Raw genomic sequence first — 14063 nt, 5'->3', positions numbered from 1 at the left:
TAGAAAAGTGAGCAATGTGAGACCACCCTACAGCGAAAGATTTAAAAAGAAATAATTTATTCGTTTGGAGAGGCGTCAAGTCACCCGCGGAAAGCGAAATGGAAGTGTATTCAGGCTTCGGATTAAATAACAACAATTAATATGAAAAGAGCCTATATAAAAAGAACGATCTATTTATTAAAACGTCTTTTAAATACTTCATATAAAGAAATCCACAAAAACAGCCAAATTGCCCCAATAAAATAGCCGGCTATAATATCTGTTGCATAATGGAATCCTAAAACAATTCTGCTTATGCCAATAAGAAGTAATATCAAGCAAGCACCGATAACAATAAATCCTTTTCCTATCTTTGACTTCATATCCTGTATTAAAAGATAGGCTATAAACATATATAGAATAAAACCAACCATTGCGTGGCCGCTGGGAAAACTCATATTTTCTGCATCAACAAAGTGATTAAAAGTAGGTCTAGGACGAGAAATTGCTTCTTTAATTATTTTATTAAACTCGTTCCCTAATGCAATAGAAAAAACAAATGCAGCCATTCCAACATAGTCTTTTTTCTTTAGCAGGAGCCAAAAAAGAAAAATTAACGCAACACTGCCTATACCTATTTTGTCTCCTAAATTAGAAACGGTCTCAAAAAAAGGAAATGTAGGATGCTTAAAAATTCCAGTAATACTATCTGCTGCCTTTCCATCGATAGCGAAAGATCCTCCATGGCAAATAATGGAAATCATATAAATAGTTGCAATAAATAAAATAATGACAATGGATAAGGCTATTTTAGAGTTTTTTATATTCATTTTTTCCTCCATTAACGATCTTCTTTTCCTAGAATATCTTACCAAAATATCGTTTAATAGAAAATATAGAATTTGCTGTACAAACAGCATTGAAATTTAACTCCTATGACAATACTTATCATGGTATAATATTAAATACTAATATTCTGAATTTTCGCGGGGTGAATAGGATGATTGAAACTCTTTTTCATGATTTAGAAAATGATTATGAGCAAATGGTAGCAACTAGAAGATATCTCCATCAATATCCGGAGCTATCTCATGAAGAAAAGAAAACAGCTCAATACATCATTTCCTACTATGAAAAGTTAGGGATCGAGGTAAAGGGAAATATTGGCGGAAATGGTGTCATTGCAAAAGTGTATGGCGGCAAACCAGGGAAAACAGTTGCCATTCGTGCGGATTTTGATGCGTTGCCAATTCAAGATGAAAAGGATGTTCCCTACAAATCAAAAGTTCCAGGTGTTATGCACGCATGCGGTCATGATGGGCATACAGCAACATTATTATCATTAGCGAAAGTTTTAGAAAAAAATAAAGAATCGCTAGCAGGAAATTTCGTATTTATCCATCAACATGCAGAAGAAATGTCGCCCGGAGGCGCTAAACCAATGATCGAAGCAGGCTGCTTGGAAGGCGTTGACGTTATTTTCGGCACACATTTATGGGCGACTATTCCAACAGGAACCATTTCGTATCGGGAAGGACCTATGATGGCTGCTGCAGATGGGTTTGAAATAACCATTCAAGGACAAGGCGGACATGGAGCCCAGCCTCATAAAACAAAAGATTCTATAGTTACCGCCTCACAGCTTGTTGTCAACCTTCAACAAGTGGTCAGCAGAAAAGTAAATCCAATTGATGCTGCCGTACTGACAATCGGCACTTTTCAATCAGGCACTGCTAATAATGTCATTGCGGATACTGCTACATTAACCGGTACGGTGCGCACATATAAGGAAGAAGCTCGAGATCTTATTGCTGAGGAAATGGAAAGAGTAATTAAAGGGACATGCTACACGTCAAATAGCTCCTATATCTTCGAATATGAAAAAGGTTATCCAGCAGTAGTCAATCATCCTGCAGAGACACAGTTTCTTGCGGAATGTGCTTCTGCCATACCTGGCGTCCAAGCAATAGAGGGGGATCCTGATTTAACAGGAGAGGACTTTTCTTATTACCTTAATAAAGTCAAAGGCACATTCTTCTTTACAGGTGCTAAACCTGACTCAGATGATTCTGCCTTTCCGCACCATCACCCAAAATTTGATATAAACGAAAAATCGATGTTAATAGCTGCTAAAACATTATGCTCTGCCGCTGTACAATATCACCAGATGTTTTCAGATAACGCTGCTTTATCCCATTCTTAACGGGCAGTAAGACCCCGCCTCAAGATTCCGATAAATCGAGGAAGATAGGCGGGGGATAACTGCCCGTTAAGGTCTGATAAGTGCAACTAACCATCAGTGGGGATGAAGCAAATCCCCACTGATGGAAGTTTGCTTTATCAACAGTAAAATAACTTTTAACAGCAGCTAATGAGTTAATGCATTCTCATTAGCTGCTGTTTTCCATTACAAGTCCTCTATTTTATCTGAAGACAGCTTTTTAAAATATCTTATCCTATAAACATTTTTTGCTGCTTCACCTAATTGATCGATTAAATTATAATTAGCATACGCCCCAACAGCTGCTCCAATTCCCGGAACAAGCTGAAGCATTTTGACAAAATCAATAAAATCTCGATATTCTTGCTGCAATTCTTTCCAATCAAGCTCCAGTACTTCTGATTTCCACTCTTCCCAATTATCGACAATATTATAAATTTCTTTTCTTTTTTCTTCACTAGAATAGGCTAGTTGAAAAATATACAGCAAAAAAACGCGCTCTTCATATTGATCGGTATCATATCCATATACAGAAGCTGCTTCCATTAAGAACTTCATCTTAATAGACAATAATAAAGGAAAATCTGCCAATCCCCATAATATGCCGCCAGCACCAGTTCCAGCCCCTTCTATCCCTGCTGTTTTCCGGTAAATATCTATTTTTTTGTTCATTAACTGATCTTTATCCATTAAGGAAAGGTTCACATGCTGATTTTTTTTCGTTAACTTATTCGATCCTGCCAGCGTGGCAGTAATCATTTGCTTTATTGAGTCAGTTATTACATCATGTATTTTGGCAGGAATAAAATTATTCATTTTATTTTGCGCTTTTTTGGACATGCGATTGAATAAAGTAGATCGTTTAAAAAGTTTTCTTTTCCATTCACCTACTTCTATGTATACCTGTTCTTCATAATTATTCATGCATATTCCTCCCTCATTAATTTATCCCACTGCTCTCCGAGGCTTACCGCTCGCTTTCCACGGGGCGAGCGCCGAGCCTCCTCGTCGCTTTGGCTCTGTGGGGTCTCGTCTGTCTCGCTATTCCCGTAGGAGTCGAGCAGACGCCTCTCCAAACCAATCATTTTTAAAATATTACAATTTATGGAATCTTAAGTTGATGACATTGGGATGAACCCCCCACTGATGGAAGGTTTACTTTATACATACGTAACAAGAGACAATTTGTTCCCTATTTGATGGTCGAGCAATACTGAAAGCGAGCGTTTTTTGACAGCCTAAGAACAAAAGCGCAAGCGCCTTGATCATCGCCGTACAAACTGGCCGATTAACTACGCAAAAGAGGAAAATCGACTAAATACGCAACGTCCTGTTGCAACGTCGATTGACCCGCATCCTGCGAGCCTGTTGCAACATCGGCACTAGTACATCCTGTACGTCGGAGCTCGACGCGGACCAAACTGCTAAGTTATCCACCACTCTATTTCGTTTATAATTTCCTGACTAGACGAAAAAAACGCCTTTCCATTTAAGAAAGACGCTTACGATTCAAATAAAACCTAACAAACAAATAAATAAATAAAAAACTGCCAACTATTGAAAACAGACTAATTGCCAAATCGCCTTTTAGAAAAATAATCAGGGATAACAGTATACTTTGCAGCAATAAAACAGTAGAGATAAGACTTTTAAACGACTTCGTTTTTAACGCTCCTGCTAATGGATAAAGGTCGACCCAAAGTTTGTCTTGATATGCATTCCACAACGGAATAAGCTGCAAACCAGTCAAAAATAGAAATAGTAAAGCAAGGAGAACTTGCCCTAACCCAAAGGATAAAAAATATAAAGTTCCCCCTCCTATAATGGTTAATCTCACTGTTAATCCAAAATAATCACCTGACCGAAAATAGGTTCTCCAAAATAAATGGATAAACGCTTTATTTCCATCAAACCTAATCCGCTTTACAAAAAGATCAAACAGTTTTCTTCTTTTTATCCGGTTTTTCAACTTTGGAACATCTGTAAACATATTCGCAAAAAGATAAAAGGAAGACAAACGCTTCTCATCTTGTCCAATTAAATACTCCCAATTTACCCCTTTCCATTTTGTTGCATGGTGAAAATAAAGCAATAAAAGAATAAGCATCAATAACGTCATGACAACAAATATTGGATTTGAATTGGAAAATAAAAAATATAATAAAATCATATTTATACAATATCGAATGATGCTGTCTATGTAATGATAATTTGTATTAATAAAATATTGAACATGCCAGCGGATAAACATATTTAATCCTTTGCTGACAAATAAAACGACAAGAAAATACCAAAAAAGGCGGAAATTTTGATTATTCATTTGTGCATACATCGGCATCAGGACGCCAAGTCCAATAATTAGGAAATATGCTTGAACAATAAAACTAATCATCATGCATTTAATAAAATAACGAGCCATTCTTACTTCAACTGGAATTAAGAATATTTTATCTGCATCCTTTAAAAGTGTATAAACGGGACTTTTAGTAACAAGCAAGGCTAATAAGATGCTCATAATTATTCCTGCTGGAAAGTGTTCAGGCAACCGTTTCAGCCATGCTTGATAATAATAGGCTGCGGTTCCTAATAAAAAAACAAACACAAGAAGCAAATGTCCATTAAATATATATTTTAAGTACTGTATATACTCTTTTGCTGTCTGACCAATCCGATCCTTCCATAACTGCTTTTCATTAAACTCAAACATAATCTTCTTCCTTTGTTAATTGAATATAGAGATCATCAAGAGTTGCATTCGGCATATTAAACTCTTTACGCAGCTCCTCCATTGTGCCAGTACATTTTATTTTCCCTTCATGAAGGATGATAATTCGGTCACAGTATCTTTCTGCTGTAGCCAATATATGTGTAGACATTAAAATGCCTGCTCCATTCTCTTTCATTTCTTTCATGTAATCTAATAATGACTGTATACCTAGCGGGTCTAATCCAACAAACGGTTCATCTACAATATAAAGGGAAGGCTGTACTAAAAATGCGCACATAATCATCACTTTTTGCTTCATTCCTTTAGAAAAGTGGGCAGGGAACCATTTCAGCCTTTTGATCATCCGAAATTCTTTTAACAAAATTTCCATTCGTTCTTTATACTGTTCTTCGGTTATCCCATAAGCCATCGCAGTTATTTTCAAATGCTCTTCCAATGTTAATTCATCATAAAGAATCGGTGTTTCTGGCACAAAGGTGAACTTTTTACGATATGCTTCTTTATCTTTTTCAAAAGAAAGCCCATCAATCGTAATCTCGCCTTTATGAGGCTCCATTAATCCAATAATATGACGGATTGTCGTACTTTTTCCTGCACCATTTAAACCAATTAATCCAATAATTTCGTTTGCTTCTATAGAAAAAGATATATCTTTTAATACAGGATTTCTTGTGTATCCTCCTGTAACATTTTTTATTTCCAAAAGCGCCATGGGACGTTACCTCCAAGTTATAAGTATCTATAGTGTAACAACAAACTTCTTTAAATAAAAATAATTCCTCATAAAATTTTAATTTCTTTTGTATATAATCTTTTCTGCTGGACATTCTATTTAGAGAAGGGGAGCACCATTAAATTTATTGAAACAAATTATTCAATAATGAGGTGTTTGCAAAAGATTATTTTCGAGTAATCCTAATATGTAAACTTCATTCGTTCCTAAAATAAGGGGATGGTTGCCTTGCACAAAGTGATAAGCGTAACATAAAGATCAGTAACACCATATGTTGCTTTATACGAAAAAGCAATATGATGTCATTTCCACTTTGAAATGAGGTGTTTGTCGCAGACTGTCATCCAATCTTTATACGTTGAGCTAACATATAAAGCAATAAGGAGATGGTTCGGTTGAACAATGATCGCTATTTCTCATATAAACAAATCATGATTAAATGAGGTGTTTGTCAAAGAGAATAACCCTGAAAATAGAACGTTATATTAGAAGTTCCCCTTCCATAAGGCAGGAATCCGTTTGGATCCTGCCTTTTAGGCTGTCGCAAAATTTGTTTCTTGTTTCTCCCCAGCTGATAATATACTCAGCAGCGAAACCGCTTTTTTTCGCCTTTTCTGCACGCAATCTGCTATGATAAAATAGTATAAAATTAAAATAGAAAGGAATGTATATTTTGAGCGATTGTATTTTTTGTAAAATTATTGCCGGAGAAATTCCATCAAAAAAGGTTTTTGAAAACGAACATGTAGTTGCATTTTTAGATATCAGCCAAGTAACAAAAGGACATACATTAGTAGTTCCGAAAACACATGTAAAAGATATTTACGAGCTAACACCTGAAATTTCCAAAAATTTATTTGAGGCGGTTCCCAAAATAGCCACTGCCATAAAAGATGCTTACAAGCCTATTGGTTTAAACACGTTAAATAATAATGGAGAAGCTGCAGGACAATCTGTTTTCCATTATCATATGCACATTATTCCCCGCTACGGGAAAGGCGATGGCTTTGGTGCAGTTTGGAAAACAAATTTCGATAAGTATTCAAATGAGGAGCTTGGCCAAATTGCTGCGGCAATAAATGAAAAAATACGATAAATTTTTTCAGATTTTATACATAATTTTATTATTCAATAAAAGCTTTTATTATTGGTAAACGAGCTTTTTTACTTATGGTATATACAATTTATTCTTAATTGAGTTTTTTCACATTTTACTAAAAAAATAAAACCTTTTTAAAAATCATAAAAATTCAAAAAAGGTTTATTTTTCATCTGTACAAATCTTCACAATTTGTTAGTATAAAGGTGAACTTTTTAGTCTTTACCGCTAATCAAAGCGGAAACGCATTGGGAGGAAATAATTATGAAACGCGCTTATAATTTTAACGCTGGACCTGCTGCACTTCCAGAATCGGTATTACAAGAAGCACAAGATAATCTGTTGAATTTCGACAATACTGGCATGTCTGTAATGGAGCTAAGCCATCGAAGCAAAGAGTACGAAGCAGTACATAATGAAGCAAAAGCTCTTTTAGCTTCATTGCTTTCTATTCCAGAAGATTATGAAATTCTTTTTCTTCAAGGTGGAGCTAGTCTTCAATTTACCATGTTTCCAATGAACTTATTAACCGAAAATAAAGTTGGATATTATGCTTTAACAGGAGTTTGGGCTGAAAAAGCGCTTAAAGAGGCTTCCAAGATTGGAGAAGCTGCAGTTGCAGTATCAAGTAAAGAATCAAATTACACATTTATACCAGAGCTAAAAGAAATAAAAGTTCCTGAAGATGCCGCCTACCTTCATGTAACAAGCAATAATACGATATACGGTACACAATGGCATTCTTTTCCTGAAGGGTTAAAGGTTCCTTTAATTGCAGATATGTCTAGTGATATTTTAAGCACTCCTTTGGACATTAAGCAATTTGATTTAATTTATGCTGGTGCACAAAAAAACCTAGGCCCATCTGGGGTAACAGTTGTTATTATTAAAAAAGAGCTGATTAAAGCCAATCCTTCCCTGCCAACCATGTTAAGCTACGAAACGCATGCAAGCAATAATTCATTATTTAATACACCGCCTACACTAGCTATTTATTTATTATCTCTTGTACTAAAATGGGTAGAGAAGCAAGGTGGCGTTGAAGGCATTGCTGCAATAAATGATAAAAAAGCACAAAGTTTGTATGATGTTATTGACAATAGCAACGGATTTTATAAAGGACATGCAGAAAAGAACAGCCGTTCAAAAATGAACGTAACTTTCACTTTGCAGTCTGATGAAATAACAAAAGAATTCCTTAAAGAGGCAAAAGAAGCTGGATTTATTGGACTGAATGGCCACCGTTCTGTCGGCGGCTGCCGTGCATCCATTTACAATGCAGTTCCTTTAGAACATGTACAAGCACTTGCTTCCTTTATGGAAAATTTCCAACAAAAACATAGCTAAGTAGCTAAATGCTAAAAAATCACGAGGAAAGGAAATTTCCCTCGTGATTTTTAATTCAGCTAAATTTCTATTTAAATAAGCTAATTACCATTTTCCCCCTAAATCCCTTCCCTAATTCCCAACAATCATTCATCATTCATCATTCATCATTTAATAAGCATAATAGTTCTTCTGCTCTTAATCCTCTAAATAGAAAAAGCAGACAGGTATGCGGTATAATAAGAAAAACGCAAGCATCCTGCTTAGTGTCCTATTATGCACTCTATGTATGCTAAGGTAGGTCTTACTCGGCGATTGTACTCTATGTACGCCGACCGGATAAAGCGCCACGTCCTGTACGTCGAAGCTAGGCACTTGTTTAAGTTCAAAAATTTTTATTACTATAAAAATGAGGTGATATCATGAGAGGAAAATCATTTTTAACCGGGTTTATTATTGGCGGTATAGCAGCTGGTGTAACAACGCTCATTTCAACCCCAATCTCTGGAAAAGAAGCTAGAAAAGCATGTCGTGATAATGCAAATGCTTTTTTAACCGATATGAAAGAACTAAAGGCGGGTATCTTGGAAATAAAAGACTCTATTTCAACTGCTTCTGCAGAAGGAAAATCAATCATTGCTTCCTTTATTGAAGATCTTAAAGTTTCATTAAATGATTGGAAGATCGAAATCCAACCACACCAAGAACAATTGCAACTGGAGTTAAAAGAATTAGAAAGTACTGTAAATGAACTAGAATCAAACTTAAAATAAGTTCTATTTATGTACATAGAGAACTTGCTTCATTTTGCTGAAGCCTAAAAAGATCAGGTGGAGTTGATTCCTCCACCTGATCTTTTTATTTCTCAGAAGGCTTGCCTTCTGTGTATACTGTTTTGACCGGCATTTTATTTGCTACAAACGTAATCAAGAATGCACATAGCATTGGAGCAAGCATAGAAATGATAAACCCTGTTATGTCATTCGACAGCAGCGGTGCTGTAAAAGCTGGCACATAGGCAGTACCCCGTACATTAAATAAGCCAACTAAAGCTCCTCCGAGTCCTGCAGAAATAAGTGCTCCCCCAAAGACAATTTTATTGGAGAACATAAAAGGATACGCTGATTCAACAAAAGTACCAAAACCCATATTAATAAGAAATCCTGGAGTCGCAACAGCTGCTTCTCCTTTATCTCTCGGGGCAATTATATTCGCTAAATTAATACCAGCAGCAACCATTACTAAACCAACCATATCAACAGCTCCCAGGAAGCTGTTCCCTGTTTTCTCCATTTCCAGTAATACAATAGGAAGAATAGCAGCATGATATACTCCTCCTAAAATAGCAGGCCAGATTAGAATTCCTGCCAAAATTCCTGCTACCACCGGGTTAAATGCCACAGCTTGTTCTAAAATAGATTTTATTAGATTTCCTGCCTGTAAGGCGATTGGGCCAATTAAATAGAATACGATCAATCCTGAAATCAAGCCGGAAATTCCTCCAGCCACAATATTAATTGTTGTCATAGGAAATTTCCATTGAAGGCATTTATTAAAAAGAAACTGGACAAGAATTCCTGCTCCAATCCCACCAATTAGCCCGCCAATTATTCCTCCTTTTACCGATAATACTCCAGCAACTACACCTGCAATGATCGAAACCTCGTCTAGATCTGACACCTGTTTAGCTGCTATGACAGCGAGCATAATCGGCAATGCATTTATCATAATATCAAATACTTCACTTAATCCATTTAAGGCAGGTATTCGACTGAGAGCTAAAATAAGCGCCATCGCAATAAACCCAGGCAATGAGGCGATCATAATGCCTCGTATATTAATATTCTTCCATACATTACTACTGGAAGAACCTTGTATTTCTTTTGGCGAACCAATAATAGGATTATATTTCAAGTCCCCATACTTACAAAGTGAAGAAATAAATGTTATAGCTCTTGTTCGATTTGTAGTACCTGTAGTACCCGAAGATGCAATGACGTTCGCACCCTGTGATGTAATAAGGGCCATGGATGTTCCCCCAGTCCCAACAATCGGAATATTCATTTCAATAGAGGCAGCAATAACCTCTTTATTAACTATATTTGGATCTATGCTCATGGTGATAACACCATCAATATCTCCTTGTCTAATCTGCTCTGCTATTTTTTCATCAAGACTTTTCGCTTCAATATTCGCTTCATTTAAAGTGCCTTGAAAGATCTCTATCAGTTGATTTTCATTTATACTATATATTGCTGCCTTCGTTGTATCCTTTGCTTTATCCATCGATTCCGATGCTGCAATAAATTGAATATTGGAAACTTGAAGTCCAGCAGCCTCGCTTTGCAAAAGAATTTCCCGCAGCAGCTTAGTAGGATTTGCTCCCCCTAAATTAAAGAGATTCCCCCCACTGCTTCCAATAATAACAATTTTTTTCACTAACATTCTCCTCCACTTATATTTATATCTATTTAAAAAGAAAAAACCTAATCAATAGATCAGGATTCTGTACATTGATAACCTTTTGATTTTGCTATGAGAACATATTGCCAAAGCCTTATATATTAAGATACTATGAAACAAATTGTAACATAGAATTCTTTAGTTTACTATTGTTTTAATGAACTAAAGCAAAAGGATATAATGACTAATTTGTTCGCATTATCTTATCCATTTAAAATCAATTTAAAAGATTTATAACATAACAAAGTAATGTTATAAATTTTCCAATAATTCTAAATACCAATTAACTAAATGACGTTTTTTATATACCAATTCAACATAATAAGGTAGAATTTCTAACAAATCAATCATTTAACGATATAATTCATGTTATACTTTAACTTTTTATGTCATATAAACTCACATAAAAAGTTAAAGTAAGAATAAAAATTCTATTTACATATAGTATTTTTTATCTCATTTATTATTACAATGTTCCTATAAAATTTACCATAACACTTTAACCAATTTATAAAATATGAATATTTTATAAATCTCGCAATTGAATAATTTTTTCTACTAAAAAATATTTTTTCACATAATTAGGTGATATATGGAATTTATCATCGAATTTAAAACTTTTTACGGCAATCTCGACTTTTTTCTCTTCTATTATTATTTAATGAAAATTTCCATTTTTAATGGTTCAGCTTTCCATTTATTCGAATATTTATAAATTTTTAATTATAAATATTCGAAGTAACCGCTTTCTACTAAAAAATATTCATATTTTTTAAAATTTTGTTTATTTATATCTTTATTAATTTTTGTTTTATTGGCATAATGATTATAGACAATAGAAAAGTAGGTGATTTGGAGATGAATGAAAGACCGTACTCAATGAAAGAAGCTTTATTATTTACGCAAAGAATTGGACAACTTAGCAAGGCACTATGGAAATCGATTGAAAAAGATTGGCAGAATTGGATTAAGCCATATGACTTAAATATTAATGAGCACCATATCTTATGTATTGCTTACCAATTAAATGGTGCATCCATTTCTGATGTTGCAAATTTTGGCGTAATGCATGTTTCTACAGCATTTAATTTTTCAAAAAAGCTGGAAGAAAGAGGACTTTTAACGTTTTCAAAAAAAGAAAACGATAAAAGAAACACGTACATCTGTTTAACGGAAAAAGGAGAATCTATGTTTTTAAGCATTATGGCAGAGTTTAATCCTAATAATAGTTCTGCCTTCTCTGCTGCATTGCCTATTAAAGAGTTATATGGCAAGTTTCCTGAACTCTTAGAAGTAATGACAGTTGTAAAAAATATCTATGGCGATGATTTTATGGAGATATTTGAAAAATCTTTCACTAATATTGAAGATAACTTTGTGGAAGTGAACGGCCAGCTTAGACAAAACGATCCCGTGCCAGTCAAATAAAACAAATAGATAAATAAAAAAGGACTATTTAGCAGGAGAGAATTCTTTCCTGCTTTTTGCTTGCTTAAAAATCACTGTCCATCGTTTAGCAGCTCCCTTATATATAAGGAAAATTGGAACAATTTAATAACACGAAAAAAACTGAAAAAACCTATTGATTTTTTATTTTTTTCATCGTAAAGTATCAAAGTGAGTTGTGTAAAACTTGGAAAATTCTCCTTTGTGAGGTTGATTATATGAATTGTTGGAAGACAATTAATTTACAAAAGCAATACGGATTACAACGGCTTTTCATTATATCGTCTCTTACGATGATTATGACGTTTCTTTTTCTTTATGTGCCAATAACTACTTTTTTTGCACAAAATAATTTAAATGGAAACCACTTTATACTTTTTTTATTGTGTATGTTTTTTATTTATCCTATTCATAAATTACTTCATTTATTGCCGTTGCTTTCTTTAGGCAATAAAATTGAAAAAACCTTTGATATTCAGTATCGCTTTTTACCGCTTATTTATATTAGAGCAAATGAGCCAATAAGAAAATTCCATTTTCTTATTTCTTCCATTACTCCATTTATTGTTATAAACGTGTTTTTAATTGCTTGTTGTTTTCTTTTTACACACTATGTCCATTACTTCCTGATTTTGTTTGCTTATCATTTTGGCATTTGTGTACCAGATGCTGTTAGAATGAAAAACCTTTGGAGGTCTCCAAGCAAGTGTTATGTAGAAGAAAATGAAGATGGTTTTGAAATACTCGTCAATAAAATATCATAATAATGGATCTTTTATTGAATTAATTAGGGCAAAAATAGAGCGTTTCTTGACGGCCTATTCATATATAGCGTTATCCATCATATAATAAAGTAAACTTCCATCAGTGGGGGTTTTTCCTTATCCCCCACTGATGGTTAGCTGCACTTATCGGACCTTAACAGGCAGTAATCCCCCACCTCGATTTCTAGGCATCTTGAGGTGGGGGATTACTGCCCGTTAAGAGTGGGATAAATGATGACCATAAAGATAGAGACAGTGAATAGGTCTTCAAAAGAGATAATACTATCTTTTTATACTGTTATTTGATATTGTAAATAACATACAAACAATACGTTAGATAAGGAGGGAATCAATGATGATCTCCATTTTTATCCTTTTAGCTATTCTAATATTGTATAATATTAATAGAATGACGAATGCTTTATGTTTACAAAAAGAGATTCCAGAGGAAAAACAACCAAAGGTATTTCGAACCATTAATGTTCTAATAACCATTCTTTTGATTTCTTCCTATGTTGATATCCTTTTTAATTAACATAAAGTAAAACTTCCTTTTTTGGGAGTTTTATTTACTGTTCATACAGGATAATTTATAAAAAGGTGAGCATCTGCTCACCTTTTTATATTTCCCAAGAGTATTTTTCTTATAACCAAGATGCTCCAATGATTATTAATAGTATGAAAAGCACAACTAATAAAGCAAAACCCCCACCATATACACCTGCACCAGACATGAGAACGCCTCCCTTCATATAAAGTTAACCTTCCATCAGTGGGTGGCTCTTCATCCCCCACTGATGGTTAGTTGAACTTATCGGACCTTTACGGGCAGTTATCCCCCCACCTCGGAGATGCTTCCTTGATTTCTCAGCATCCCCGAGGTGGGGGTCTTACTGCCCGTTAAGCGTGGGATAAAAAACGTCCAAGATTCGTTTACGTTTACCTACTAAAATCGCAGCTAAAATAATAGACAGCCATTTAACCATGGCTTTAGCCAATCATTATAACCAAGTAGCGCCTACGATAATTAATAAGATGAATAATACAACGATTAACGCAAAACCTCCGCCATATGAGTTACCCACAGTAACACCTCCTTTAAGGTTGCTACCATATTGTATTCATTTTCTGATTAATCGTTTATTCATCTAGAAAAAAATTTACTTAGCAAAAGGCAGTACCAACTATAATTAATAAGATGAACAATACAACGATTAAAGGAAAAAAATTATTATATCCTGTCATCATATACACCCCTTAAAGTGAATTTTGCCTAACAACCAATCTGTAAGAGGTTTTTCTCT

At 34.6% G+C, this 14063-nt stretch carries 15 protein-coding genes; 7 read left to right on the top strand and 8 right to left on the bottom strand.

The features are described from left to right. Positions 1-170: 170 nt before the first annotated feature. The gene (locus ACTYBU_RS00950) at positions 171-809 is read right to left on the bottom strand and encodes a phosphatase PAP2 family protein (RefSeq protein WP_445486582.1); all 639 of its coding nucleotides are present in this window, start codon (positions 807-809) and stop codon (positions 171-173) included. Between the two features lie 170 nt (positions 810-979). Between ACTYBU_RS00950 and ACTYBU_RS00945 the strand changes: the two genes are divergently transcribed. Further along, the gene (locus tag ACTYBU_RS00945) at positions 980-2182 is read left to right on the top strand and encodes a M20 family metallopeptidase (RefSeq protein WP_445486581.1); all 1203 of its coding nucleotides are present in this window, start codon (positions 980-982) and stop codon (positions 2180-2182) included. Between the two features lie 204 nt (positions 2183-2386). Here ACTYBU_RS00945 and ACTYBU_RS00940 read toward each other — a convergent pair whose 3' ends face one another. The 3 genes from ACTYBU_RS00940 to ACTYBU_RS00930 form a co-directional block, all read right to left on the bottom strand. Next, positions 2387-3124: an EcsC family protein gene (locus ACTYBU_RS00940; RefSeq protein ID WP_445486580.1), complete on the bottom strand. Its 738-nt coding sequence runs from the start codon at positions 3122-3124 to the stop codon at positions 2387-2389. Between the two features lie 565 nt (positions 3125-3689). After that, positions 3690-4907, bottom strand: coding sequence for an ABC transporter permease (locus tag ACTYBU_RS00935; RefSeq protein WP_445486579.1), 1218 nt, complete (start codon positions 4905-4907; stop codon positions 3690-3692). After that, on the bottom strand, positions 4900-5640 hold the full coding sequence (locus ACTYBU_RS00930; RefSeq protein WP_445486578.1) for an ABC transporter ATP-binding protein: 741 nt from the start codon (positions 5638-5640) through the stop codon (positions 4900-4902). Before ACTYBU_RS00930 ends, ACTYBU_RS00935 begins: the two co-directional genes overlap by 8 nt. A 685-nt stretch (positions 5641-6325) precedes the next feature. Between ACTYBU_RS00930 and ACTYBU_RS00925 the strand changes: the two genes are divergently transcribed. The 3 genes from ACTYBU_RS00925 to ACTYBU_RS00915 all read left to right on the top strand — a co-directional run bounded on the left by ACTYBU_RS00925 (position 6326) and on the right by ACTYBU_RS00915 (position 8859). Next, positions 6326-6757 (top strand): HIT family protein, encoded by a 432-nt coding sequence (locus ACTYBU_RS00925; protein ID WP_445486577.1) that lies wholly within the window; start codon positions 6326-6328, stop codon positions 6755-6757. Between the two features lie 267 nt (positions 6758-7024). After that, entirely contained in the window at positions 7025-8107 is a 1083-nt protein-coding gene (gene serC / locus ACTYBU_RS00920) for a 3-phosphoserine/phosphohydroxythreonine transaminase (protein ID WP_445486576.1), read from the top strand. Positions 8108-8508: 401 nt separating this feature from the next. Further along, positions 8509-8859 carry a YtxH domain-containing protein gene (locus ACTYBU_RS00915; RefSeq protein ID WP_445486575.1) on the top strand — a complete coding sequence of 117 codons (351 nt, stop codon included), beginning with the start codon at positions 8509-8511 and terminating at the stop codon, positions 8857-8859. 85 nt (positions 8860-8944) lie between these two features. Here the strand turns inward: ACTYBU_RS00915 and ACTYBU_RS00910 are convergent, their stop codons facing one another. Beyond that, positions 8945-10525: a PTS sugar transporter gene (locus ACTYBU_RS00910; RefSeq protein ID WP_445486574.1), complete on the bottom strand. Its 1581-nt coding sequence runs from the start codon at positions 10523-10525 to the stop codon at positions 8945-8947. An 882-nt stretch (positions 10526-11407) separates the two neighbouring features. Between ACTYBU_RS00910 and ACTYBU_RS00905 the strand changes: the two genes are divergently transcribed. From ACTYBU_RS00905 to ACTYBU_RS00895, 3 genes are all read left to right on the top strand, one after another. After that, complete coding sequence (locus tag ACTYBU_RS00905; protein WP_445486573.1) at positions 11408-11977, top strand: HTH-type transcriptional regulator Hpr; 570 nt, start codon at positions 11408-11410, stop codon at positions 11975-11977. A gap of 236 nt (positions 11978-12213) precedes the next feature. Then, positions 12214-12759, top strand: a complete 546-nt coding sequence (locus ACTYBU_RS00900) for a DUF3267 domain-containing protein (protein ID WP_445486572.1) — start codon at positions 12214-12216, stop codon at positions 12757-12759. Between the two features lie 355 nt (positions 12760-13114). Then, positions 13115-13294, top strand: coding sequence for a hypothetical protein (locus ACTYBU_RS00895; protein WP_445486865.1), 180 nt, complete (start codon positions 13115-13117; stop codon positions 13292-13294). Positions 13295-13403: 109 nt separating this feature from the next. Here ACTYBU_RS00895 and ACTYBU_RS00890 read toward each other — a convergent pair whose 3' ends face one another. The 3 genes from ACTYBU_RS00890 to ACTYBU_RS00880 all read right to left on the bottom strand — a co-directional run bounded on the left by ACTYBU_RS00890 (position 13404) and on the right by ACTYBU_RS00880 (position 14004). Further along, a complete protein-coding gene (locus ACTYBU_RS00890) occupies positions 13404-13493 on the bottom strand; it encodes a YjcZ family sporulation protein (protein WP_248560394.1) in 90 nt (29 codons plus the stop codon). Positions 13494-13760: 267 nt separating this feature from the next. After that, positions 13761-13844 carry a YjcZ family sporulation protein gene (locus ACTYBU_RS00885; protein WP_445486864.1) on the bottom strand — a complete coding sequence of 28 codons (84 nt, stop codon included), beginning with the start codon at positions 13842-13844 and terminating at the stop codon, positions 13761-13763. 79 nt (positions 13845-13923) lie between these two features. Then, positions 13924-14004: a YjcZ family sporulation protein gene (locus tag ACTYBU_RS00880; RefSeq protein ID WP_445486863.1), complete on the bottom strand. Its 81-nt coding sequence runs from the start codon at positions 14002-14004 to the stop codon at positions 13924-13926. Positions 14005-14063 lie beyond the last annotated feature (59 nt).

The organism is Niallia sp. 03133 (genome assembly GCF_052663225.1).
The sequence above is the reverse complement of the archived record's forward strand: the minus strand, read 5'-3'. Positions and strand labels throughout refer to the sequence as shown.